Below are 23,289 nucleotides of genomic sequence, written 5' to 3'. Positions count from 1 at the left end.
GTGGTACCGCAGCTTCTTTGCTAACGGGCTGTTTATTCTTCGTCACTGAAGACAGAAGCAATGTAAACTTCAACTGCCTTATTCATAAAATCCTCGGCTGTGCTGAATTTCGTTTTTTCCTGCACCAAGCTGTCACTGAGCTGGGACAAATCGTCGAGTGACTCAACTTTTCCACCGCAGGCATCTTTGAAAGCTGCCAGATTTTCAAACTGCGTATATTCTTTCAAAAAAGAATCCGTCAGCAGGTCATCCAAAGTCATACTCTTTTCCAAGCCGCTCACCATACCGGTGAACTCCTCAAATTTTTCGAGCATTCCTTTTTCTCTGCTTGCCTGTGCCATGCAATTGCCTCCTTCTTGTGAATCCTTACCAAAATGCACATGATTGTTTGAAGTGATTATACTCCACCATAACGTGAAAAACAAGAGGGATTCTTACATTGTTTAAAACGTTACAATTCATACACATTTTTCGCTGTTCATTCTTCTTCCAAAACCTCATCTGCCAACGGTAAAGCATGGGGCACCAAGTGGCGCGGGTCGTGCGTGGTATCTTGCAGCAAAACTGCGTCATCGTCCAGATCACCCCAAACAGAATATCGGCCGTCATCCTGCCATACCACTTCCAGTTCTTTATATGGAACATAATCCTCTACCTGAAAGCGGGGCTTATCACCGAAAAACAGCTCTGCCGCACGAAATTTGTGTTCTCCACGAAACAAAAGACGCTTCATTGCAGTTCCTCCAGTCTCGGTAAAATGAAATGCGTGAATTCACCTGGGTGGATACAAAAATCCTCCGCGCGCAGCACCAGTTTTTTTCCCTGCATCGTGACCGCAGGAACTGTCTTTGCGCCATGCAATTCCTTTGCGGACAAATCCGTTAAACAAATCCGAACCATATCATCCACTTCTTCACCCGGTGCAAACGGCGGATTCACATCTTCATACAAAAAGACGTAGCAAAATTCCCTATCCTGCAATGGGCTCTCCGCAAATACCTCATCTTCTTTAGTAATGCCCAGCAGATTAACGTCTGACTCTTGAAGATGCAAACCAAGTTCCTCCTGTGTTTCCCGCAGGACGGCTTCAATCGCTTTTTCGCCTGCAGAAATGTGTCCGCCAACTGCAGTATCGTAATAATCCGGGAATGCTTTTTTCGTGTGTGCACGTTTTTGAAACCATATCCAAATGCCGTCCTGCCGTTTGGATATCACCCAACAATGAACGACCGCATGCCACATGCCTATTGTGTGCGCAACCGCGCGTTCTGCAGTACCAGTAATATTGAAATTTTGGTCATATATTGTAAGTAATTCATCTATATTTTCTTCCCTACCTGTAATATTATGTGCCTTTACATTACTATTCTATTCGACAAATCCTGGCATTTCTCGATTTACTTTGTAAAGTGTTTAATCTTTACATCAGTAAGGCTTTAGGCCTTTACGCTTTCACTTTTAAAATTCCACTTTATGGATATATATGTTCCAATTTTATTTTTACAATTCAAAAATATTGCATTTCTCGTGTTGTGTGCAGATTGATAATTGCAATATTTTAAGAATTCCTGCACATTTCTTCAGTGCATAATCTGCACAGTAAAATGGCGATGCCTCGGCCCATCAAACTCGCAAAAATAAATGCCCTGCCACGTTCCAAGCGCCAGATGGCCATCCTGAATTGGAACAGTTACGCTGCAGCCAATTACTGAAGACTTCAGGTGTGCCGCCGAATTTCCCTCCTGATGCTGAAACTCCGGTCTGTCCGGAAAAGTTTTGTCCAGTGCAAACATCAAGTCGTGCACAACATCCGGGTCAGCATTTTCATTGATGGTAACAGCCGCTGTGGTATGCACACAATAGACCATGCAGATGCCAGACTCTGCACCATTCTTTTTCAGTGCATCCCGCACCTTGTCCGTAATTTCGTAGAAGCCCTCTTTACCGGTTTCCAGTTCGTAAGAATACAGCATTGCCAGTCCTCCGTTTCATACGGTTTTTGTAATAAACTGCCGCTTTTATAAAGTATAGAGCTTTGCAGCAAAAAACGCAAGGCATGAAAAAAGCGGTGTCCGCCGCAATGGCAGGCACCGCTTTTCTATTTCTATTTTACATCAAGTGACAGCTTATAATCAGACCGCTGAAAACAATGGAAACCATAGAAAGCAGCTTAATCAGGATATTGATGGAGGGGCCACTGGTATCCTTAAACGGATCACCGACCGTATCGCCGACCACCGAAGCTTTGTGACAATCGCTGCCTTTGCCGCCAAAGTTGCCAGCTTCAATATATTTCTTTGCGTTGTCCCATGCACCGCCCGCATTTGCCATCATGATTGCCAGGATAAATCCAGACGCTGTTGCCCCGGCCAGCATACCGCACACACCATTGACACCCAGCAGCAAGCCAACCACGATCGGTACAATTACAGCCATCAGTGCCGGCGCAATCATCTGCTTCTGCGCGGAACGGGTACACAAATCAACGCAGGTTTCGTAGTCCGGATCTGCCTTGCCCTCCAGCAAGCCTTTGATCTCCCGGAACTGGCGGCGAACCTCAAACACAATACTCTGTGCGGATTTTCCAACTGCTGCCATCGTAAGCGCTGCAAACATAAAGGGCAGCGCCGCACCAATAAACAGACCAACCAAAACCGCCGGACTGGTAATGTTTAGGTTAAATGCAAAGTTCGGGTCACGTACCTTTACTTCACTAATATAAGAAGCAATCAGCGCCAAAGCAGTCAGGGCCGCCGAACCGATTGCAAACCCTTTTCCAGTAGCGGCTGTGGTATTGCCAAGACTGTCAAGCGCGTCTGTGCGCTCACGAACGGATTCATCCAAACCCGCCATTTCCGCAATACCGCCTGCGTTGTCTGCAACCGGACCGTATGCATCCGTTGCAAGGGTAATCCCCAGTGTGGAAAGCATGCCGACCGCGGAAAGCCCGATTCCGTACAGTCCATTATCGTAGGCCTGTGCACCGCCAGATGAAAAATAGCTGATAATAATAGAAATGCCGACAATTACGACCGGAGCAGCTGTGGACTTCATGCCAAGGCTCAAACCGTTGATGATAACCGTTGCCGCACCGGTTTTGCTGGATTCAGCCAACTTCTTCAGTGGATTATATGTATCACTGGTGTAGTATTCTGTGAAAATACCAATTAAAATACCGGCAACCAGTCCCGAAATGACTGCCGCATACAGTCCAATATGTTCACTGCCAAGACCAAACCAAATTAGCGGGAATGCAGCCACAGTAATAATTGCTGCACTAATCCATGTACCGCGCCGCAGTGCTGTCAGCAGATTTTTCTGCGAAGCGCCCTCTTTGGTTTTGACAAAGAAGGTACCGATAATGGAAGCCAATATGCCAATCGCAGCCATGCCCATCGGAATGGAAACTCCTTTAAAACCATAACCTGCTGCAACTGCCAAAGCTGCTGTGGAAATGACGGAGCCAACGTAAGATTCGTATAGATCAGCACCCATGCCAGCTACATCGCCAACATTATCGCCGACGTTGTCAGCAATAACAGCGGGGTTTCGCGGATCATCTTCCGGAATGCCGACTTCCACTTTGCCAACCAAGTCAGCACCAACGTCTGCCGCCTTGGTAAAAATACCGCCGCCGACACGCGCAAACAATGCCATGCTGGAAGCACCCATGCCAAAGGTCAGCATTGCACTGGTAATTGCCTGTACTTGTGCGGATTCCAGTGCTGCTGCACTGACATCTGCGGCAAGTCCCAGATTCGCCGGATTGGAGTAAAACCACTTGAGGAAGAAGAACCAGAATGAAATGTCCAGCAATCCAAGTCCAACCACCACAAAGCCCATTACACCGCCAGCTGAAAATGCTACCCGCAGCCCAGAATTCAGGCTTTTGCTGGCTGCATTGGCGGTGCGCGCATTTGCCGAGGTAGCTATGCGCATTCCGATGAAACCGGAAAGGCCGGAGAAGAAGCCACCTGTCACAAAAGCGAACGGAACAAAATAGGTAAGGAATCCAAACCCTGCCATGATGAACAGAACCACAAACATAACAGCGAAGAAGATAGCCACACCAGTGTACTGACGTTTCAGATAAGCATTCGCACCGCGGCGCACAGCCGCGGAAATCTGCTTCATCTTTTCTGTGCCTTCCTCTGCCTGACGCACCCGCCTGGCCAGATAAAACGCAAATAACAGTGCGATTACCGAACCAACAGGCGCTAAGAACGTGAGCATAAAAGGACCTCCCTACTCTTTAATTTTACTGCATTCTTCCATTAGCTTCAATCCCATTATAATGAATTGTGTATAAAAAGTAAATATACAATTAAAAAATTTTATCTTAAAGTCACAATAATCTATAATTCGCGCATACACGACTAATATCCACTGCTTGCAACGGTGCTTTCCTTACGGTATACTATAAATACAGAAAGGAAGTCCTGTCAATGAAGTTGCCAACTGACCCTGCTATTTTACTGAGCTTTATCAACACACGGCTCCGTGACGAGTGTCCTAACCTTGCCGACCTGTGCCGCAGTCTGGAAATAGACCAAAGCACGTTGGAAAAAAAGCTCTCTGCTATCGATTACGTTTATGACCCCTCCTGCAATCAATTTGTATGATTCTGTACAAACAGATTATACCTTCCAGATTTTCTTGACACACACAGTTGCTCATGCTATTCTTAATATAAAAAGAGGGGGGAGAAATCGCTAAATGACAAGTGAAGAACTTCTGCAAAGCCTTTCCGGCATGATTGACCAAAAGTTGGATCCAATCAATCAGCATTTAGAAAAAATTGATGCCCGTTTGGATGGTATCGACAACCGTTTGGATGGCATGGACAACCGCTTGGATGGCATGGACAAACGTTTTGACGGTATTGATGCCCGTCTGGATGACATGGACGTACGTCTGAACGCAATGGACACACGTTTGAGCAACGTGGAAGAACAGCTGACAGAAATTAAAGAAGACGGAAAAATCACCAGAAGCGGTGTGGAACATCTGGTTGCTTGGGCAAACGATCCCCGCCAGCATCCGACATTGGACGAATGGGAATTAAAACAGGTAAACTGAATTACATAAAAAGAGCTGCTGGCTTTGCCCACATTTGTGCAAAGCCAGCAGCTCTTTTCTTAATAAATTTTACTTTTCCTGAAACAGGATTTGCTCAACCAACTCACAGGCATCCTCTATGCAGCCGTCGCAGCTGCGCAGGACTTTGCCGGTGTCCACTCCTTTTAAGTCTTTGCAGACAATCGCATCATTTTTACGGCGGAACTCCTCCACAATCTCCTTGGAAAGCTGATAAGTTGCACTTTTGGTACGCTGCTGCATTCCGCCGCTGCTTTTCAGACCCGCCAAAAGCACTGCGCCGCTGACAGCACCACAGGTAGACTCCATACCACCCATACCTGCGCCAAAACCTTCTGCCATACGAAACAGCTCGTCTTCCGGCACACCTACTAAATCACTGTAAGTACAAGCAACCGCTTGACAGCAATTATAACCACTGTGGTGGCGCTCCAATGCTTTACTGATTCGACTCTCCATTTTGTTGTGCATCCTTTCCGCTGCTTTCTGATTTTTCACTGTCTGCATCCGGCAGAGCGCTGTCTGCTGTGTGCTCCTCCAATGCCGGTTTGTGGTTCAGTATCGTCATGAATTCATCGCCGGTAATGGTTTCTTTGTCCAGCAGATAATGTGAAATCTCATGCAACTTTCCTGTATTTTGTTTTAAGATGTCCAATGCCTTTTCGTGTTGCTCCTTAATAATCTGCTGCACTTCTAAGTCAATCTTTGCAGCAGTGGTAGGAGAACAGGTCAGCGAGGTATCTCCTCCGAGGTACTGGTTCTGCACGGTTTCCATTGCAACCATACCAAAATCTTCGCTCATGCCAAAGCGTGTAATCATGGCACGTGCAATCTTAGTCGCTTTTTCAATATCATTGCTGGCGCCGCTGGTAGAATCTTCAAAAATCAGCTCTTCTGCAGCACGGCCGCCGCACAGTGTTGTAATTTTTCCAAGGCAGTCTGTTTTGCTCATGAGCGACTTTTCATCTTCGTCTACCTGCATGGTATAGCCCAGTGCACCGCTGGTACGCGGGATAATCGTAATTTTGGTAACAGGTGCGGTACCTTTCTGCATGGCGGCAACCAGTGCATGTCCGGTTTCATGGTATGCAATGATTTCCTTTTCTTTGGGTGGAATCACAGCACCTTTACGCTGATACCCAGCAATAACGGTTTCCACACTTTCTTCCATATCCGCCTGAATGACCGATTTGCGGCCGCACTTTACCGCACGCAGCGCCGCTTCATTGATGATATTGGCAAGTTCCGCGCCCGAAGCACCGGCCGTTGCGCGAGCAACCGCGTTGTAGTCCACATCCGGCCCGATTTTAATATCCTTTGCGTGTACTTTCAGGATTGCCTCGCGGCCTTTCAGATCCGGAAGTTCAACCGGAATTCGCCTGTCAAAACGTCCCGGACGCAGCAGTGCTTTGTCCAAACTGTCCGGGCGGTTGGTTGCCGCCAGAATAACGACGCCCTTTCGGCCGTCAAAGCCGTCCATTTCAGTAAGCAGCTGATTCAGCGTCTGCTCGCGTTCATCGTTGGTGGAAAGGCTGTTGTCGCGCGATTTGCCGATGGTATCAATCTCGTCGATAAACACAATGCAGGGGGCCTTTTCCTGTGCCTGCTTAAATAGGTCACGTACCTTTGCGGCACCCATGCCGACAAACATCTCTACAAATTCTGAACCGGAAATAGAGAAGAACGGCACGTGTGCTTCACCTGCCACTGCCTGTGCAAGCAGAGTTTTGCCGGTACCGGGAGGGCCAACAAGCAGCGCGCCCTTCGGTAGTGTCGCACCAATGTCTGTGTACTTCTGCGGATTGTGCAGAAAATCAACAATTTCCACCAGCGCTTCTTTGGCTTCGTCTTCGCCGGCAACATCACTGAAGGTTTTGCCGGTCTGCGCTTCCACATAAATTTTCGCATTGCTCTTGCCAAATGACATGGCGCCGCTGCCACCCATTTTTTTCTGCATCATGCGCAGTAACAGCCAGCCTGCCAACAGCATCAATCCGATTGGAAGCACAAGCTCAATAAAAACAGAAAGCAGCGGCGAGGTTTGCTGTGGAATTTCTGCGGTAAATTCAATATTTCCCTTTGCAAGCAGGCGCTCCGTCAGCTTTTCATCCGGCATCACTCCGGTTACATAAATGTTTTCTGCATTCGGGTCTTTTTTTGTCTGCAGAGCAGACGGCAGACTCACTGCGGAGTCTTTAGAGGAGGCGGAAGAAGCAGAGGGATTCACCACCGGCACGCTGCCCTTCGCCATAAAGGTGATTTTTAGAGTTGTACGATCTATGCTCACTTTGCTGACCTGGCCATTGTCCACCATTTTCAGGAAAGTGGCATAATCAACACTGGTTGTTTTCGGCTGCGTCATAGCCGGAAAAACGACCAAATTCATCAGCGCAATCAGTGCAATTGCGACCGCATAAAAAATAATGATTTGTTTTCTGGGATTCTTTTGCTCTTTCATTTACATTCCTTTCGCACGGCATCTAAAAACAGCACGCCGCTGCAGGGCCGGCTGGATTTTCACTTTGTGAACATCATACCACATTTTTTTGCAGATTACTATGAAATGAAAATGAACAAATCAGAAAACAGACCTCTGCACAGAGAGTTAGAATCTGCACAAAGGCCTGTTCTTATTCAATTTAGCCCACTTTTGTAACCGTGCAGGCTGGAGTTCCCTCCGTGTAAGTCAGGGTAACTGTGTCCCCCTCGCTGTAACGCAGAAATGCAACATTGTCCGCAAGATTGATATCGTACAAATGATTGTCATTTTCCAGCATTACATAGTAATGCGAATTGCCGTCCTGCACTGCCTGTGCAATCTTTTTGATTTTTCCGGTTGCAGTTTTGTCTGCATCCTGTGTGGAAGCGTTTGTTTTGATTCCATTGGTTTTCATCAATGCCTTGTAATTTTTCATGCAGTCAGGCACGGTATCTCCAATGGCAACAATCTGGTATTTCTGAACATTTACCATCGCATACTTTTTTACAAGTCCTGCGTCATCTTTCAATGCAATGAAATAGGTTGGCTGATCCGCTGTATTCAGCAGCAGCGGGAAAGTTGCTTTGTAGCCCAGATTCTGCACCTGCCCCTCCGCACTGCCCATTGCGGAGCTTTCCACTGCACCACTGACCGAATAGAATTTTGTTTCCTTGGTACGCTGATTCATCAGCACAAAGCCCACAATGCTCTGGTCGCCGGTAACAGAGGTAACGCCGGTGTAAACCCAAACATCATCATTCAGTGCAAGATAGTTGTAACCATCTGTGGTTTTCAGGCAGTCTTTCTGTCCCAGAATGGAATTGAAGTAGCCATGCTTCAGTGTACCATAATAATTATAGAATCCGTTCAGCATATCTGCGGAGTAAACTTTATCTACCCACTGCGGCACGTCCTGCACCGCCATGTCCCGCGTTTCTCCTGTCTGTGCATTGCACAGAACCACACGGCCGATAGTTTCGCCGCCGAACAGGCCGATGGTGTAATCCTTTACCGGACAAATCCACCACGGTGTTCCCTGCTCATCAATCTCGAAGTTGGGGGTGTCGAAAATATAGGTCGGGTAACGGAAGCGCAGGTGGCGCTCGATTTTTCGGTTGAAATGTTCCGATTTTGAGTAGCGAATCGGCTGGCTCAGCTTCACAAGTTCGGTGTCCTGCGTAGCCATATCAATTTTAATGTAAGCCGGAATTCCGCTGCTCTGGTTGGTCAGCCATTTAATCACGCTGGCATACTGCAAAGGAGAAACGCGCACAGGTGTATTTTTGTAATTAATCTGGCTGTACTCACTTGAAACCTCAAACTGTGAAACCATGTCCGCCATACTGCCCATTTTGCGGTTGCCCAGCAGCGTTGCGGAATCCCGGTCCATCAGCGGAATTTTCTTCATGTCGACTTCCTGTATATCTTTGGTAAAGTCGCTTTCCTTCACAGTCAGCAGCTGCTGGTACTTCTTGGCGTTGACAATTGGTGAGGAAAGGATACTTCCAATGATAAATACCCCGATAATGCCCAGCACCACTAGGATTCCGGTCTTCGCTGCCTTTTCATGTTTCCAGTCCGGTGAGGAATCCCCCCTGTCAGATGCACGGTGAACCGCCGGAACAATCAAGAAGCCAAACACCAGAATCACTGCAAGCACAATGATGAATCCCCAGAATCCGCCGGAGTGGATATTGATTGCCGGCAGCTCCGCATAATAATACAGGAACGCCAGTACAGCAATTACAATAATTGTTACGATACGTTTAAAGGATTTACTTTTTCCCTCTCCCGATGCTATTACTTTTTTCAGTTTCATTTTGTCCTCTCTTTCCTGTCTTCCTATAGCTTGATTCCATAGTAAGCTATAAATGGCGCAATGTGCTGATTTCCAAGAATCCCCTTTTTGGGGGCGCATGCGGCAGAAAGTTCTTTCTTGCTTTTATGCATTGCTATTAGTATACACGATTTTCAAAAAATGCGCTACTTTTCGTACAAAAAACTGCCGCAGTGCAAAACACTGCGGCAGTTCAAAAACAAATTTAATTTTACAGCACGCTGAACAGCAGGTCGCCGTAGGTCGGATACGGCCAGTAGGTCTTGCCAACCTTAGGCTCAATCTGGTCTGCAACCTTGCGTGTCTTTTCCATCTGTGTAAACAGTGCGTTGCGGGCATACTCCGCCTGCTCCTGCACAGAGCCCTTGCCCTCACCGGCAATGGCTTTCTGCAGCGTCTTTGTTTCTTTATAGAGTGAGTCACTCAATGCAGAAAGCTCTTTCAAGGTATCTTTTTCAAATTCCGCACTGATGCCGGCACAAACAGAGGTCTTTGTGGCAACTTCTTCGCTCAAATCCTTCATATACTTGCCCGCTGCCGGCAGAATATCCTTGTAAATCATATCTACCATGGTCAGCGCTTCAATGTGCAGCTGCTTTGCATAGTTTTCCAGCTGAATATCGCGGCGAGAGAAAACTTCATCCTTTGCCAGCACGCCATGGTGCTCAAACAGCTTCACGTTTTCCGGACGGGTGTAGTACGGCAGGGCGTCCGCAGTGGACGGCAGGTTCAGCAGGCCACGCTTCTTAGCCTCTGCAATCCACTCGTCTGTGTAGCCGTCGCCGTTAAAGACGATTCGCTTGTGGTCGTGGTACGCATCGTGAATAATTACATTCAGTTCCTTTGTAAAGTCCTTTGCTTTTTCCAGACGGTCAGCATACTTCTCCAGTACATCCGCTACAATCGTATTCAGCATCATGTTCGGGCAGGCGATGGAAACGGTGGAACCAAGGCTGCGGAATTCAAAGCGATTGCCAGTAAATGCAAACGGAGAGGTACGGTTACGGTCGGTGGCATCCTTGGAAAGCGGCGGCAGTTCATCAACACCGACAGTCAGCACTTCTTTGTCTTTCTGCGCATAGTGCTTGCCCTGCTCAATAGAGTCCAAAACCGCGGTCAGCTCATCGCCAAGGAAAATGGAAATGATGGCCGGCGGTGCTTCGTTGGCACCCAGGCGGTGGTCATTTCCGGCGCTGGCAACGGAAATTCGCAGCAAATCCTGATGCTCATCCACAGCCTCCAGTACTGCCACAAGGAACAGCAGGAACTGGGCATTTTCACGCGGAGAATCGCCGGGGTCAAGCAGATTTACGCCAGTGTCGGTTGCCATAGACCAGTTGTTGTGCTTGCCGGAGCCATTAACGCCATCAAACGGCTTTTCATGCAGCAGGCAGGCCATACCGTGCTTTGCAGCAACTTTCTTCATGATTTCCATGGTCAGCTGGTTGTGGTCAGCAGCAATATTCGTGCCGGTAAAAATCGGCGCAAGTTCATGCTGTGCGGGCGCAACTTCATTATGCTCCGTTTTGGCAAGGATACCGAGTTTCCACAGTTCCTCGTTCAAATCTTTCATGAAAGCTTTCACGCGCGGCTTAATTACACCGAAATAATGGTCCTCCATCTCCTGCCCTTTCGGCGGCTCTGCGCCAAACAGGGTACGGCCGGTGTAAACCAAATCGCGGCGATTAAGGTACAGCTCGCGGTCAATCAGAAAATACTCCTGTTCCGGGCCAACGGTGGTATTCACCCGCTGTGCGGTGGTGTTGCCAAACAGGCGCAGAATACGCATAGCTTGCTTGTTAAGTGCATTCATAGCACGCAGCAGAGGCGTCTTTTTGTCCAGTGCTTCGCCGCCATAGGAGCAGAAAGCGGTTGGGATGCACAGGGTATCGTCCTTAATAAATGCATCACTGGTAGGGTCCCACGCGGTGTATCCACGTGCTTCAAAAGTTGCACGCAGGCCACCGGACGGGAATGAGCTGGCGTCCGGCTCACCTTTGACAAGTTCCTTGCCGGAAAATTCCATGATGACTTTTTCGCCGTCAACAGGATAAATAAAGCTGTCGTGCTTTTCCGCAGTAATGCCTGTCATCGGCTGGAACCAGTGGGTGTAATGGGTGCAGCCTTTTTCCACAGCCCAATCCTTCATTGCATTTGCCACAACATTTGCAACGTCCGAAACAAGCGGCTGACCCTCTTTGCGGGTCTTCATCAGTGCCTTAAACGTGTCTTTGGGCAGGCGTGCCTTCATGACAGTCTCATTGAAAACCTGGCTGCCAAATAATTCTGGTACCGTACTCATGCAATTTCCCTCCATGCAGTCACAAAATCGACGTAGATAGACAAAAAGCGCCATAGGGAACCAAAGCCCCACAGCGCCTTTACTGTCGTTGGCATTATTATATGCCCTCCGCAGCAAAAAGTCAACGGCATGAAATAAGGAAAAGCAAAAAATTCACGCCGCTGACTTTTGTTTTTTTTGTGCGTGCAGACAAATTCCGCAAAGATTCGGCGCCCGCACTTATTTTTTAGAAGTCAGATTGGCGATTTTCTGCCGGCGAGCATAAAGCACCCTGACCGGCGGGAACATCTGCCACTTATTTTTGCTGATTTCCTCTACCATGAACCCATTTTTTGAAAGAATGTCCGCATACTCCTGCACATGTGCCAAATCAAGGATTGCAACCCGGCAGCCATTCCCCGCAACACGCGCGATTTCAAGCAGCGCCTTTTTGCGTGAGTCCTCTCCGCTTACATTATGTATGGCAAGGCTGGAAACAATGACGCTGAAAGTTTCATCCTTAAACGGCAGCGCACACATATCCGCGTTTTGAACCTTAATTTTATCCGCTGTACCTTCCAACTGTGCATTTTTCAGTGTAGCATTTCGGCTGTTGCCAGACTGGTCCTTTCCGCTCCATAAGTCAATGCCGTAGGCCTTGCCGGTTTTCAGCTTTCGTGCAGCGCCATTGAGCATCAGTCCGCGGCCACAGCCAACATCCAAAACCATGTCATTTTCACGCACCACCAGCCGCTGCAGAACTTTTTCCCGCATTTTGTATTTGCCGCATTTGCTGCCGTAAAGCATATAGCCACCAATCACAAGCAGCAAAATTCCAAAATAGGAGATTGTATGCGCTCGCACGATTGCTAAAATGAAACACAGCGCTCCAACAGCAAGATATAGAAACACCACCAAGGGAGCGTCCACTCCATAATTTGCTTTTTTCATATTCATTCCTCCTGTAATAAATTAAAGTGAATCAGTGCGTTCCAAATACCGTTTTTGTCCACTGCGTCCGTCACATAGTCCGCAGCCTCTTTCAGCGGCGGGATTGCATTTCCCATGGCAATGCCGAGCTTTGCCGCCTCAATTAGTTCCAGATCATTGCCGCTGTCCCCAAAGAAGATAACCTGTGAAAAATTGCTTCCATAGTGCTTCAGCAAACGGCGCATTCCCTCTGCTTTGGAAAGAGAACGCGGGATAATATCCGCGCCGTGTTTTTTAGCAAACAGCGGGACGCGGATTTGCGGGAATTCCGCCTCCAGCAGCTGCGCATCTTCCACATTTCCAACCAGTGCCATCGCACTCACCTGCTGTCCAAAAACCTCTTCGGCTGGGCGGATATGAATTTCATCCTGCCGCACACAGGTGTAAACAAAGTCACGCAGCGGCTGCGGCTTTGTCGTGTAATAAATGTTGTTCAAAAGGCAGCTGATGCACAGGTCATGCTTTCTGCCGAATATAAAAATTTGCTGCAGTAATTCCTGTGGCATAAAATATTCGTACAGTGCCCTGCCCTCGGCACAGACCTTCGCGCCGTTCATCTGCACGACCGCATCCGGCTGAACCGTTTTCATACCATATGCACTTTCCGGCTGCTCCATGTCACGGCCGGTGGCAATTACAATTTTCCATTCCGGCCGCAGCTTTTCGATTGCACGCAGTGTACTTTCCGGTATTTTCCCTGTTGCATGATCCAGCAGCGTCATATCATAATCAAAGCATAAAAGTTTTTCCACACATATGCCCCCATGGTTGAAAGTCCGGCGATTGTTTTTATTTGCTGTTCTTTTCTTTCTTCTGTGAATTGAAAGCAATCAGGCTGTACTCAATCGGAATGGTATTTTCTCCGCCGAAAGCAGTGTGTGCCTGCACAAACGTCAACACTTTTTCGTACAGCGTGTCAATTTCCTCCTGCGTCATATAAATGACCCCGCCAAGCAGACTACCGACAAAGGGATTTTCTTTATAGATGTTTTTCCAGCCGACTTCTTCCGCATGCTCCCGCATTTTCTCATAATAGTCTTTATACACCATGCGAACCATATTTTCACCCAGCAGACGCTTCATATCCTCGCTTTCTGCGTCATTGTTGTCCATGGCAATGCGCACCTCCACCGGTGCGCAAATATAAAAGGTCGCTGTGATTCCATGAATCTGTTCGGTGTGGTCCACCTGCACCACGCCGATACTCTGCAGCTTCTGCAGATGGTGCTTGGCAGAAGATGGTGAAATGCTCATAATATCCGCCAAATTTTTTGCAGTCACCGGCCGGTTAAGCGAGCACATCGTTAAAACGATGCGCTGGCGCAGCGGATCCATATAAATCTTTAAACTCTCTTCATCCCGCAGTTCAAGAATTTCCTGTTTCATAGTTCCGTATCTCCTTTGATACAGAAATTATAACATAACAAAGAGTATTCTGCAAAAGCGGTCCTTACATTCAGTTCATACCGCGAAAGCCTTTGCCGATAATCTCACTACTGTTTGTAATCATAATAAAAGCGTTGGGCTGCTGCTGGCGGATAAATTTGCGCAGCCGCACCGCCTGATTGCGCTTCATCACTGTTAAAATGATTTTCTTCTCGTTGTGCTGGTAACTGCCCTCTGCATTGAATATCGTAGCGCTGCGGTCCAGTTCCTTATGAATAAAGTCACAAATTGGCTCCGGGTCGTCGCAAACCACCGTAAAATATTTGCAAAGATTCATATTTTCAATCACGCTGTCGATCATCAACGTCTTGGTCAGCAGCCCCGCCACCGAAAACAGCCCGGTTTTCGGCCCGTACACTGCAAACGCAATCACAGTAATCGCCACATCCACAATCATCAGTGTCACGCCGATGTTCAGGCTGGTATACTTTTTTAAGATCATCGCTAAAATGTCCGTACCGCCGCTGGAAGCCTCCGCGTCAAACAGCATGGCAGAACCGAGTGAAGGCAGAAACACAGCAAACATAAATTCCAGCACTGGCTCATTGGTCAGCGGCTTTGTCAATGGGTAAATTTTTCCCAAAACACTCAGTGCAACAGACATTAAGATGCTGACATACACGGTTTTCACACCGAAAGACTTTCCCACAAACAGAAAACCGACCACCAACAGTAGCATATTGATGATAAACGTCAAATCGGAAGCGCTGAAAATCGTAAATCCGCTGAACAGCACTGCCATGCCGGTTACACCGCCAAAGCAAAAATTGTTTGTAAATTTAAAAAAATAAATGCCAACCACCATAATCAGCGTACCCACAGTTAAGTAGGAATACTCTTTGAGTATAGAAGCAATCTTCTTTTTATCCATAATATCTCCTCACTGCAAAATGTTCATTCTTAAAAACGTCGTAATCTGCCGCAGGCATTTCTAATCAAAAAATATTATAGGCGATTACCCAAAAGAATGGAACCATATTTGACAAAATAATTGAAATGTTAAGTTAGAAGCTGCTCTTTCAGCTGTATTTTGCCCGTCTTTTTAAGGACGGCAGGGTTATTTTTTGACAGAAACTTTTTTACATACAAAGCTAGCTCCAAACCATACTTCTATTTTTTGAACTGTACGCTAAAGAATTTAATTCATATTTTCACAGCAGGTCCTTTACATTTGTCACTTAATATACTAATATATTAGTATATTAAGAAACAGAATCTTTGAAAGGAAGCGTTTCATTTATGAAAATGACATTCCGCTGGTTCGGCGAAGGCCGCGACAGCGTCAGCCTGAAACAAATCAAACAAATCCCTGGCTGCACCGGACTTATGGGCGTACTTGACCAGTATGCCGCAGGCGAAGAATGGCCGCTGGAGGTCATTCAGGACTATGTGAAACACGTTCACGAAGCGGGTCTTGAAGCAGAGGTAATCGAGAGTGTAAACATTCACGAGGACATCAAGCTTGGCAAACCCAGCCGCGACCGTTACATTGAAAATTACATTAAGACTATCAAAAGTCTGGCACAGTGCAGCGTGAAAGTTATTGTTTACAACTTCATGCCCGTCTTCGACTGGCTGCGCACCGACCTCGCACACGTTATCCCGGAGGACGGCTCCAACTCTTTGTACTTTGATGAAGCCGAACTTGCCGGCATGACACCGATTCAAATTGTAGAAAACACCGCTAAAAGTTCCAACGGCTTCAGCCTGCCCGGCTGGGAACCGGAACGTCTGGCAGAACTGCAAAGCGTACTGGAACAGTACCAAAGCATTGACGAACAAAAGCTGCGTGAAAACTACAAGTATTTTCTGGACGCCATCATCCCCACCTGCGAAGAAGTCGGCATCGTCATGGCGTGCCACCCTGACGACCCCGCGTGGCCGATTTTCGGCCTGCCCCGCATTGCACATTCACAGGCGGACTTCGATAAAATCGTCAAACTGCATGACAGCCCCAGCAACACCGTCTGCCTTTGCACCGGTTCCCTTGGCTCCGACCCTGCAAACGATATTCCGTCTATCATCCGCCACTTCGGCAAGATGAACCGCATCGGCTGCGCGCACGTCCGCAACATCAAATTTCTCGGTCATCACAAATTTCGCGAATCCTCCCACCTTTCCAGTGACGGCTCCCTCGATATGTATGAAATCATGAAAGCCCTGTACGAAACCTGTCCGGACACTTACGTCCGCCCCGATCACGGCCGTATGATTTGGGACGAAGTCGGACGCCCCGGCTACGGTCTGTATGACCGCGCACTCGGCATCGCATACCTGAACGGTCTGTGGGAAGCCATTGACAAAAACGCAAAAGCATAAAACAACTACGGAGGCCCAAAATGCCGTTTGCACTGACCAAACCCGAAAAATTTCAAATTCAAAATATCGGTGACCGCATTTACGCCGGTCTGCGGGAAGATATCATGCTGCTGCGCCTGCACCCCGGTGAAGAACTGAATATTAAGGAACTTTCGGAAAAGCTGGAAGTCAGCCGCAGCCCGGTGCGGGACGCTGTGATGCGGCTTGCCAAAGAGGGACTTGCTGACGTACTGCCGCAAAAAGGCACCCGCGTTTCCCGCATTGACCCGCACCGAGTTGAGGAAGAACGCTTCCTGCGCGAAAGTCTGGAAGTTCGGCTGCTTGACCTTTTCCTGAAGCGCTGTACACCGGCGGACCTTGCGCAGATGGAACAGCTTGTGGAGGTGCAGGCACAGTGCCTGCGTGAAGCCCGCATGGCAGACTTTCTGGACAAAGACGAGGCCTTTCACAGCGTCTTCTTCCACGCCGCTGACAAACAGCTTTGCTGGGAACTGATTGAAAACATGTCCGGCCACTACCGCCGCGCGCGGCTCATGACCCTGTGGGACGCACAAATCGTCGGCTGCGCCATTGACGAACACAAAGAAATGCTGCGGTGCATCCGCGAAGCAGACAGCCGCCGCCTGACCCACCTTGAAGAAAACCACTGCCGCAAAATCAACATACAGGAACTGGATTTGTTCCGGCAGTATCCGGATTATTTCATTGACAGAAAAGAACGAAAGGAATGACCAAATCATGAAACTGAATGAAGCAGCACTGCAGGACAAGGCTGCCTGGAAAAAAGCAGGCTTTGCCCTGCCGCAATTTGACCGGAATCAGGTTCGCGAACAGACAAAGAAAACACCAAAGTGGATTCACTTTGGCGCAGGCAACATTTTCCGCGCATTTACCGCAAACGTGCAGCAGGATATTCTGAATGCAGGCAAAGCAGACACCGGCATCATCGTGGCCGAAGGTTTTGACTACGAAATCATTGACAAAATGTACCGCCCGCACGATGACCTTTCCGTTCTGGTCACACTGAAATCCAACGGTTCCATTGAAAAGACCGTTGTCGGCAGCATAGTAGAATCTTTAAAGGTAGATTCACAGGATGCAGCGGAATGGAAACGGCTGAAAGAAATTTTCTGCGCTCCCGCCCTGCAGATGGTCAGTTTCACCATTACCGAAAAGGGCTACAGTCTGGTAAACGGCAAAGGCGAATTCACTGACGCTGTACAGCAGGATTTTTTAAATGGCCCCGCCGCGCCAATCAGCTACATTGGCAAACTGGCGGCGCTTGTCTTTGCACGCTACCAAAGCGGCAAACTCCCACTGGCACTAGTCAGCATGGACAACTGCTCCCACAACGGCACCAAGCTTTACAATGCCGTCAGTACGTTCTCAAAAAAATGGATGGAAAATGGTGTGGCAGACGCCGGTTTCGATGCTTATATTCATGACCGCAGCAAAGTTTCTTTCCCGTGGAGCATGATTGACAAAATCACGCCGCGTCCGGACGATTCTGTAAAAGAAATGCTTGTGAAAGACGGTTTTGAAGATGTAGAAGCTGAAGTGACCAGCAAGCACACCTATGTTGCTCCTTTTGTCAATTCCGAGGAAACACAGTATCTGGTCATTGAAGACTGGTTTCCCAACGGCCGGCCGAATCTGGACGCAGGCGGTGTGATTTTCACCGACCGCGAAACGGTGGACAAAGTGGAAAAAATGAAAGTCTGCACCTGCCTGAATCCGCTGCACACCGCGCTGGCGGTTTTTGGCTGCCTGCTTGGCTATACGTTGATTTCCAAAGAGATGAAAGACCCGGAACTGAAAAAGCTGGTGGAAATCATCGGCTACAAAGAGGGTCTGCCGGTCGTTGTCAACCCCGGTATTCTTGACCCGAAGGAATTCATTGACACTGTACTGAATGTACGTGTACCGAATCCGTTTATGCCGGACACGCCGCAGCGTATTGCAACCGATACTTCCCAGAAACTTGGCATTCGTTACGGTGAAACCATTAAGGCATACCTCGCCTCCCCCACGCTGAATGTAACCGACCTCAAGCTGATTCCGCTGGTGCTGGCTGGCTGGTGCCGCTATATTATGGGCGTAGATGACAGCGGCGAAACGTTTGAGCCGTCCTCCGACCCGCTGCTTGCGGAAAACCAAGCATACCTTGCCAATGTAAAACTGGGCAGCAAGGGACCATTCCACGAAGCATTGCAGCCGATTCTCTCCAATTCCGCTATTTTCGGTGTTGACCTGTACGAAGCAGGTCTGGGAAAAACAGTGGAAACTTACTTTGCGGAACTGGTCGAAGGCCCCGGCGCGGTAAGAAGCACCCTTAAAAAATATGTAAATTTATAAAAAATTAAAAAGACAGGGACTGCCACCGGTTTCGGTGCAGTTCCTGTCTTTTTTTATTCTGCCGGTTCCAGTGGTGTGATTACGGGTTTTCCGTTTTTGTCCAACAGTGCTGTCAACCCACCGGCATATCCATCACAGTGAAAAAGATAATTGACGCCGGTTTCGCGGTCCACCCAGATCTGCGTAATTGATAAGCCACCCTGCGAAAATGTTTTAACAAATCGTTCTTCTTTTTTCATGCTGACTGCCGCTCCTTACGCTTTTTATCATTTTCAATAGTATACCGCTGTTTCTGCAGCAAGGCAAACCAAAAAATCAATCCTGCAGGGCGGGCAGCCGGTTAATCTGCTCCGCCACCGCCTGTGCATCCGCGTAATTCACTTTGCCACCGCCAAACGCGACCATCCCGCGCAGAGGCATATAGCGCAGCATTTGTTCCATCATTTGAGCAGTACTTTCCCCTAAAGCTGTACTATCTCCGGAGTCATCCGAAGTAATACCGTAATCCTGTACAAGCGGCTGCAAAATTTCTGCGGCACCGGGTATCTGCATCAAGTCCCCAAACGTGGTATCCAATGTCACCTTTCTGAGCTTTTTAGAAGTGCCTGTCACCGCAATCTGCGCGGTTTTTAAAATCTTGCGGCTCGATTCGCCAAGTTCAATCGTATAGGTGCCGGATTCCACCCGCCAATCCGGCAAATCCATATCATAGTAGGCAAAAGCGCGCTTTTGCAGCGTAAACGTCACAGTTTTGGTTTCGCCGGGGGCAAGCTCCACCTTTTCAAAGCCTTTCAGTTCATGGATTGGGCGGATGACCTCTCCCTTTGGCGGTGCAACATACAGCTGCAAAACTTCTTTACCAGTGCGTTTGCCAGTGTTGGTCACCTGCACCTGAACCGTTAAAGTGTCCGTATCGCGCATATGGTCTTTGTCCAGCCGCATACTGTCACAGGAAAAAGCAGTATAGCTGAGCCCATGCCCAAAGGGAAACAAAACGTCCATCTTTTTGGTGTCATAATACCGGTAGCCAACAAAAACGCCCTCCCGATATTCAGTTTTGTCACCCTCGCCGAGGTAGTACAGATAAGATGGATTATCCTCCAGTTTTTTGGGGAAAGTTTCCGCCAGATGCCCGCTGGGATTGACCGCGCCGAACAGCACATCCAGTTGCGCACCGCCGACAGCCTGTCCGCCCAAGTAAGCTTCCAGCACTGCCTGCACACGGTCAAGCCACGGCATTTCCACTGGCGAGCCGTTGTGCAGTACCACCACAGTATGCGGATTTGCCGCAGTCACTGCTTCAATCAGTGCAGCCTGATTTTCGGGCAGACGCATATGGGTGCGGTCGTATCCCTCTGATTCATAGGTGTCTGGCAATCCCGCAAAAATGACCGCTGTGTCTGCTTCCTTTGCCGCCTGCACCGCCTGCTGCTGCAAGTCCGCTGAAATCTGGTCTGTATTGGTGTCGTAGCCCTGTGCATAGGAAATGTTCGGGTACTCCCCGCAGTTTTCCTGCACCAGTCCCCATGCGGAATCCACGCGGCTGGAATTAATGTGCGAACTGCCGCCGCCCTGATAACGCGGCTTTGCCGCAAATTCGCCGATAAACGCAAGCTTTGCTGTTTTGGAAAGCGGCAGAAGCTCTGCATCATTTTTGAGCAGCACCATGCATTCCCCCGCAGCTTTGCGCGCAAGTGCGTGGTCTTTTTCCCTGTCAAACACAGCTGTTTTGTCGCGGTGCTGTTCAAAACGCTGCACCTGTGTCAGGATACGCTCCACCGCACGGTCCAGAACAGATTCTTTCAGCGTACCATTTTGAACTGCCTGCACAATTTTTTCGTCATTTAGTCCAAAGGAAGTCGGCATCTCCAAATCCAGCCCTGCTTCCAAATCCGGTACGCGGTCATTCACGGCGCCCCAGTCGCTGACCACAAAGCCGTCAAAGCCCCATTCTTTGCGAAGAATATCCGTCAGTGACTTCCGGTTCTGTGCGGCATAAACACCATTAATGCGGTTGTAGGAGCACATCACCGTCCAGGGCTTCGCCTGCTTTACCGCACCCTCAAACGCGGCAAGGTAAATCTCCCGTGCGGTGCGCTCGTCCATTTCGGAACTGCTGCTCATGCGCCGGTGCTCCTGATTGTTCGCAAAGAAATGCTTGAGGCTGGTGCCGACATTTTTGCTCTGCACCCCTTCTATCTCATTTGCCGCAAGTTCAGAAGCAAGGTATGGGTCCTCAGAATAATATTCAAAATTGCGTCCGCAAAGCGGGGAACGCTTAATATTGACCGCCGGGCCGAGAATCACGCCGACTCCTTCAGCCTGACATTCATTTCCAAGCGTTTCGCCGATCTTGTAAAGCAGGTTTCTGTCAAAAGAAGCCGCGGCTGCACAGCCCGCCGGAAAGCAGACTGCCTTAATGCTTTCGTTGATACCCAAGTGGTCTGCCTGCAGGTCCTGCTTGCGCAGGCCGTGCGGGCCATCACTCACCATCATGGAAGGTACGCCCAACCGCGGTACTGCCTTTGTATGCCAAAAATCTGCGCCGGAGCATAGTCCTGCCTTTTCTTCCAATGTCATTTTGCTGACCAGTTCTTTTATATCCATGCTGCTCTCTCCCTTTGCAATATTGACTTCTTTTATAAAAATTACATTTATAGTTTAATGTTTTTATTTTACATATGCAATAGAATTCTCTGCTTATTTCTGTAAAACTTTATACCTAACAGAAACAGGCGGGTACCCCCTCTGGAGATACCCGCCTGTTTTTTTGCATTAGAATTTAAGCTTCCAGTTCATGAATCAAGTTGACCATTTCCACAGCGTCTGCGGCACATTCAAAGCCCTTGTTGCCCGCCTTGGTGCCTGCGCGTTCAATCGCCTGTTCAATGTTTTCCGTAGTCAGCACGCCAAACAGCACCGGAACCCCGCTTGTAAGCGACACCTGCGCAATTCCCTTGGACATTTCACTGCAAACATAATCATAATGGCTGGTGCTGCCGCGAATGACCGCGCCAAGACAGATAACCGCGTCATACTTCCCGCTTTTCGCCATTTTGGAAGCAATCAGCGGAATTTCAAACGCGCCCGGCACCCATGCCACCGAAATATTTTCCTCCTGCACATCATGCCGGCGCAAACCGTCCAGCGCACCGCCCAAAAGTTTGGATGTGATAAATTCGTTGAACCTTGCGGCAACAATGCCGACTTTTGTTCCCTTAGCTACCAGTTTTCCTTCATATGTACGCATAATTCTTTGCTCCTTTTCTGATAATCAATACTGCAAAATATGTCCCATTCTTGTCTGCTTTGTCTGCAGATAGAAAAGGTCATATTTTGTTGCGGGCATCTGGATTGGCACTCGTTCTGTAATTTTCATGCCGTAATCCGCAAGTTGATAGACTTTATCCGGATTATTGGTAAGCAAACGCAGAGTTTTGGCACCCAAATCCCGCAGGATTTGCGCACCGATATAATATTCACGTAGGTCATCCGCAAAACCGAGAGCGCGGTTTGCCTCCACCGTGTCCATGCCCTTGTCCTGCAGTTCATAGGCGCGCAACTTGTTGATTAAGCCAATGCCGCGCCCCTCCTGCCGCATATACAGCAGAATGCCGCGTCCTTCCTTTTCAATCTGCTGCATTGCCGCAGCAAACTGCTGGCCGCAGTCACACCGAACCGAGCCGAAAGCGTCGCCCGTCAGGCACTCGGAGTGCACCCGGCACAATAAGTCCTCACCGTTGCCGACTTCCCCTTTGACCAGCGCCACATGGTGTTCGCCATTGAGTTTGTTTACATAGCCGTATGCCGTAAACATTCCGTACTTTGTCGGCATATTTGCCACAGCGACCCGTTCCACCAGCTGATCATTCACTTTTCGGTATTGCTGCAAAGCTTTGATGGTAACAAATTTCAGGTCCCATTTCTGTGCCAGTTCTTTCAGTTCCGCGGTACGCATCATGGTGCCGTCCTCCCGCATGACCTCACAGCACAAGCCGCATTCTTTCAGACCGGCAAGCCGGAGCAGGTCAACGGTTGCTTCCGTGTGGCCATTTCTTTCGAGCACACCGTTTTTCTTAGCCAACAGCGGGAACATATGCCCCGGGCGGCGGAAATCCTCCGGCTTTGCATCCTGTGCCGCACACGCTCTGGCGGTCATGCCGCGTTCCTCAGCGGAAATACCGGTCGTTGTTCCGGCATAGTCCACTGAAACAGTAAAAGCGGTTTCGTGGTTGTCTGTGTTGTTGGCCACCATCTGCGGAAACTGCAGTTTTTTGCAGTATGCTTCGCTCATCGGCATGCAAATGAGTCCTTTTGCATGCGTCGCCATGAAATTGACGTTTTCTGTTGTGGCAAACTCTGCCGCGCAGATGAAGTCTCCCTCATTTTCACGGCCCGGATCATCTGTAACCAGTATCACTTTGCCTTGCTTTAAATCTTCAACTGCTTCTTCAATCGTGCTGAATGTAAACATTTTGTTCCCTC

Annotated in this window: 22 protein-coding genes; 5 read left to right on the top strand and 17 right to left on the bottom strand. The window is 48.7% G+C overall.

Features of this window, described 5'->3' with window-relative positions; all coding sequences use genetic code 11:
* Nucleotides 1-32 precede the first annotated feature (32 nt).
* The 5 genes from H6X83_RS02730 to H6X83_RS02710 form a co-directional block, all read right to left on the bottom strand.
* A complete protein-coding gene (locus tag H6X83_RS02730; RefSeq protein WP_212507645.1) occupies nt 33-341 on the bottom strand; it encodes a hypothetical protein in 309 nt (102 codons plus the stop codon).
* A 137-nt stretch (nt 342-478) separates the two neighbouring features.
* On the bottom strand, nt 479-733 hold the full coding sequence (locus H6X83_RS02725) for a hypothetical protein (RefSeq protein ID WP_212507644.1): 255 nt from the start codon (nt 731-733) through the stop codon (nt 479-481).
* Nucleotides 730-1,242, bottom strand: coding sequence for an NUDIX hydrolase (locus tag H6X83_RS02720; RefSeq protein WP_281391044.1), 513 nt, complete (start codon nt 1,240-1,242; stop codon nt 730-732). The genes H6X83_RS02725 and H6X83_RS02720 overlap by 4 nt, the downstream gene beginning before the upstream one ends.
* Before the next feature lie 338 nt (nt 1,243-1,580).
* A complete protein-coding gene (locus H6X83_RS02715; protein ID WP_212507642.1) occupies nt 1,581-1,973 on the bottom strand; it encodes a secondary thiamine-phosphate synthase enzyme YjbQ in 393 nt (130 codons plus the stop codon).
* A 136-nt stretch (nt 1,974-2,109) separates the two neighbouring features.
* Nucleotides 2,110-4,233 carry a sodium-translocating pyrophosphatase gene (locus H6X83_RS02710; RefSeq protein WP_212507641.1) on the bottom strand — a complete coding sequence of 708 codons (2,124 nt, stop codon included), beginning with the start codon at nt 4,231-4,233 and terminating at the stop codon, nt 2,110-2,112.
* A 212-nt stretch (nt 4,234-4,445) separates the two neighbouring features.
* Here H6X83_RS02710 and H6X83_RS02705 point away from each other — a divergent pair, with 212 nt between their 5' ends.
* Complete coding sequence (locus H6X83_RS02705; RefSeq protein ID WP_212507640.1) at nt 4,446-4,622, top strand: DUF4250 domain-containing protein; 177 nt, start codon at nt 4,446-4,448, stop codon at nt 4,620-4,622.
* Nucleotides 4,623-4,716: 94 nt separating this feature from the next.
* A complete protein-coding gene (locus H6X83_RS02700; RefSeq protein ID WP_212507639.1) occupies nt 4,717-5,079 on the top strand; it encodes a hypothetical protein in 363 nt (120 codons plus the stop codon).
* A gap of 69 nt (nt 5,080-5,148) precedes the next feature.
* Here the strand turns inward: H6X83_RS02700 and H6X83_RS02695 are convergent, their stop codons facing one another.
* The 8 genes from H6X83_RS02695 to H6X83_RS02660 all read right to left on the bottom strand — a co-directional run bounded on the left by H6X83_RS02695 (nt 5,149) and on the right by H6X83_RS02660 (nt 15,001).
* Nucleotides 5,149-5,556, bottom strand: a complete 408-nt coding sequence (locus tag H6X83_RS02695; RefSeq protein WP_212507638.1) for a C-GCAxxG-C-C family protein — start codon at nt 5,554-5,556, stop codon at nt 5,149-5,151.
* Nucleotides 5,537-7,555, bottom strand: a complete 2,019-nt coding sequence (ftsH, locus tag H6X83_RS02690) for an ATP-dependent zinc metalloprotease FtsH (RefSeq protein ID WP_212507637.1) — start codon at nt 7,553-7,555, stop codon at nt 5,537-5,539. The genes H6X83_RS02695 and ftsH overlap by 20 nt, the downstream gene beginning before the upstream one ends.
* A gap of 181 nt (nt 7,556-7,736) precedes the next feature.
* Nucleotides 7,737-9,395 carry a tripartite tricarboxylate transporter TctB family protein gene (locus tag H6X83_RS02685; RefSeq protein ID WP_212507636.1) on the bottom strand — a complete coding sequence of 553 codons (1,659 nt, stop codon included), beginning with the start codon at nt 9,393-9,395 and terminating at the stop codon, nt 7,737-7,739.
* Between the two features lie 229 nt (nt 9,396-9,624).
* A complete protein-coding gene (locus tag H6X83_RS02680) occupies nt 9,625-11,715 on the bottom strand; it encodes a glutamine synthetase III family protein (RefSeq protein ID WP_212507635.1) in 2,091 nt (696 codons plus the stop codon).
* A gap of 219 nt (nt 11,716-11,934) precedes the next feature.
* The gene (locus H6X83_RS02675) at nt 11,935-12,645 is read right to left on the bottom strand and encodes a class I SAM-dependent methyltransferase (protein WP_212507634.1); all 711 of its coding nucleotides are present in this window, start codon (nt 12,643-12,645) and stop codon (nt 11,935-11,937) included.
* A 2-nt stretch (nt 12,646-12,647) separates the two neighbouring features.
* Nucleotides 12,648-13,436, bottom strand: a complete 789-nt coding sequence (locus H6X83_RS02670; RefSeq protein ID WP_212507633.1) for a Cof-type HAD-IIB family hydrolase — start codon at nt 13,434-13,436, stop codon at nt 12,648-12,650.
* 37 nt (nt 13,437-13,473) lie between these two features.
* A complete protein-coding gene (locus H6X83_RS02665; protein WP_212507632.1) occupies nt 13,474-14,070 on the bottom strand; it encodes a winged helix-turn-helix domain-containing protein in 597 nt (198 codons plus the stop codon).
* A 70-nt stretch (nt 14,071-14,140) separates the two neighbouring features.
* Nucleotides 14,141-15,001 (bottom strand): YitT family protein, encoded by an 861-nt coding sequence (locus H6X83_RS02660; protein ID WP_212507631.1) that lies wholly within the window; start codon nt 14,999-15,001, stop codon nt 14,141-14,143.
* Between the two features lie 368 nt (nt 15,002-15,369).
* Here H6X83_RS02660 and uxuA point away from each other — a divergent pair, with 368 nt between their 5' ends.
* The 3 genes from uxuA to H6X83_RS02645 are packed head-to-tail and all read left to right on the top strand — an operon-like array spanning nt 15,370 to nt 18,804.
* Nucleotides 15,370-16,449 (top strand): mannonate dehydratase, encoded by a 1,080-nt coding sequence (gene uxuA, locus H6X83_RS02655; protein WP_212507630.1) that lies wholly within the window; start codon nt 15,370-15,372, stop codon nt 16,447-16,449.
* Nucleotides 16,450-16,469: 20 nt separating this feature from the next.
* Nucleotides 16,470-17,180 carry a GntR family transcriptional regulator gene (locus tag H6X83_RS02650; protein WP_212507629.1) on the top strand — a complete coding sequence of 237 codons (711 nt, stop codon included), beginning with the start codon at nt 16,470-16,472 and terminating at the stop codon, nt 17,178-17,180.
* 7 nt (nt 17,181-17,187) lie between these two features.
* Nucleotides 17,188-18,804: a mannitol dehydrogenase family protein gene (locus tag H6X83_RS02645; protein ID WP_212507628.1), complete on the top strand. Its 1,617-nt coding sequence runs from the start codon at nt 17,188-17,190 to the stop codon at nt 18,802-18,804.
* Nucleotides 18,805-18,857: 53 nt separating this feature from the next.
* Here the strand turns inward: H6X83_RS02645 and H6X83_RS02640 are convergent, their stop codons facing one another.
* The 4 genes from H6X83_RS02640 to H6X83_RS02625 all read right to left on the bottom strand — a co-directional run bounded on the left by H6X83_RS02640 (nt 18,858) and on the right by H6X83_RS02625 (nt 23,278).
* A complete protein-coding gene (locus H6X83_RS02640) occupies nt 18,858-19,043 on the bottom strand; it encodes a DUF6440 family protein (protein WP_212507627.1) in 186 nt (61 codons plus the stop codon).
* Between the two features lie 76 nt (nt 19,044-19,119).
* Entirely contained in the window at nt 19,120-21,411 is a 2,292-nt protein-coding gene (locus H6X83_RS02635; RefSeq protein ID WP_212507626.1) for a glycoside hydrolase family 3 C-terminal domain-containing protein, read from the bottom strand.
* 175 nt (nt 21,412-21,586) lie between these two features.
* A complete protein-coding gene (gene ribH, locus H6X83_RS02630; RefSeq protein WP_212507625.1) occupies nt 21,587-22,054 on the bottom strand; it encodes a 6,7-dimethyl-8-ribityllumazine synthase in 468 nt (155 codons plus the stop codon).
* Nucleotides 22,055-22,078: 24 nt separating this feature from the next.
* Nucleotides 22,079-23,278 carry a bifunctional 3,4-dihydroxy-2-butanone-4-phosphate synthase/GTP cyclohydrolase II gene (locus tag H6X83_RS02625; protein ID WP_212507624.1) on the bottom strand — a complete coding sequence of 400 codons (1,200 nt, stop codon included), beginning with the start codon at nt 23,276-23,278 and terminating at the stop codon, nt 22,079-22,081.
* Between the last annotated feature and the right edge of the window lie 11 nt (nt 23,279-23,289).

It is taken from the genome of Caproicibacterium amylolyticum (assembly GCF_014467055.1).
Classification (GTDB): domain Bacteria; phylum Bacillota; class Clostridia; order Oscillospirales; family Acutalibacteraceae; genus Caproicibacterium; species Caproicibacterium amylolyticum.
The sequence above is the reverse complement of the archived record's forward strand: the minus strand, read 5'-3'. Positions and strand labels throughout refer to the sequence as shown.

Excerpts from the sequence above, each read along its gene's own strand:
- H6X83_RS02625 (WP_212507624.1), bottom strand. The coding sequence starts at position 23,278 with ATGTTTACATTCAGCACGATTGAAGAAGCAGTTGAAGATTTAAAGCAA.
- H6X83_RS02645 (WP_212507628.1), top strand. The coding sequence starts at position 17,188 with ATGAAACTGAATGAAGCAGCACTGCAGGACAAGGCTGCCTGGAAAAAA.
- H6X83_RS02675 (WP_212507634.1), bottom strand. The coding sequence starts at position 12,645 with ATGAAAAAAGCAAATTATGGAGTGGACGCTCCCTTGGTGGTGTTTCTA.
- H6X83_RS02695 (WP_212507638.1), bottom strand. The coding sequence starts at position 5,556 with ATGGAGAGTCGAATCAGTAAAGCATTGGAGCGCCACCACAGTGGTTAT.
- uxuA (WP_212507630.1), top strand. The coding sequence starts at position 15,370 with ATGAAAATGACATTCCGCTGGTTCGGCGAAGGCCGCGACAGCGTCAGC.
- H6X83_RS02715 (WP_212507642.1), bottom strand. The coding sequence starts at position 1,973 with ATGCTGTATTCTTACGAACTGGAAACCGGTAAAGAGGGCTTCTACGAA.
- ftsH (WP_212507637.1), bottom strand. The coding sequence starts at position 7,555 with ATGAAAGAGCAAAAGAATCCCAGAAAACAAATCATTATTTTTTATGCG.
- H6X83_RS02660 (WP_212507631.1), bottom strand. The coding sequence starts at position 15,001 with ATGGATAAAAAGAAGATTGCTTCTATACTCAAAGAGTATTCCTACTTA.
- H6X83_RS02650 (WP_212507629.1), top strand. The coding sequence starts at position 16,470 with ATGCCGTTTGCACTGACCAAACCCGAAAAATTTCAAATTCAAAATATC.
- H6X83_RS02710 (WP_212507641.1), bottom strand. The coding sequence starts at position 4,233 with ATGCTCACGTTCTTAGCGCCTGTTGGTTCGGTAATCGCACTGTTATTT.
- H6X83_RS02730 (WP_212507645.1), bottom strand. The coding sequence starts at position 341 with ATGGCACAGGCAAGCAGAGAAAAAGGAATGCTCGAAAAATTTGAGGAG.
- H6X83_RS02725 (WP_212507644.1), bottom strand. The coding sequence starts at position 733 with ATGAAGCGTCTTTTGTTTCGTGGAGAACACAAATTTCGTGCGGCAGAG.
- H6X83_RS02635 (WP_212507626.1), bottom strand. The coding sequence starts at position 21,411 with ATGGATATAAAAGAACTGGTCAGCAAAATGACATTGGAAGAAAAGGCA.
- H6X83_RS02700 (WP_212507639.1), top strand. The coding sequence starts at position 4,717 with ATGACAAGTGAAGAACTTCTGCAAAGCCTTTCCGGCATGATTGACCAA.
- H6X83_RS02665 (WP_212507632.1), bottom strand. The coding sequence starts at position 14,070 with ATGAAACAGGAAATTCTTGAACTGCGGGATGAAGAGAGTTTAAAGATT.
- H6X83_RS02720 (WP_281391044.1), bottom strand. The coding sequence starts at position 1,242 with ATGTGGCATGCGGTCGTTCATTGTTGGGTGATATCCAAACGGCAGGAC.
- H6X83_RS02680 (WP_212507635.1), bottom strand. The coding sequence starts at position 11,715 with ATGAGTACGGTACCAGAATTATTTGGCAGCCAGGTTTTCAATGAGACT.
- H6X83_RS02685 (WP_212507636.1), bottom strand. The coding sequence starts at position 9,395 with ATGAAACTGAAAAAAGTAATAGCATCGGGAGAGGGAAAAAGTAAATCC.
- ribH (WP_212507625.1), bottom strand. The coding sequence starts at position 22,054 with ATGCGTACATATGAAGGAAAACTGGTAGCTAAGGGAACAAAAGTCGGC.
- H6X83_RS02705 (WP_212507640.1), top strand. The coding sequence starts at position 4,446 with ATGAAGTTGCCAACTGACCCTGCTATTTTACTGAGCTTTATCAACACA.
- H6X83_RS02640 (WP_212507627.1), bottom strand. The coding sequence starts at position 19,043 with ATGAAAAAAGAAGAACGATTTGTTAAAACATTTTCGCAGGGTGGCTTA.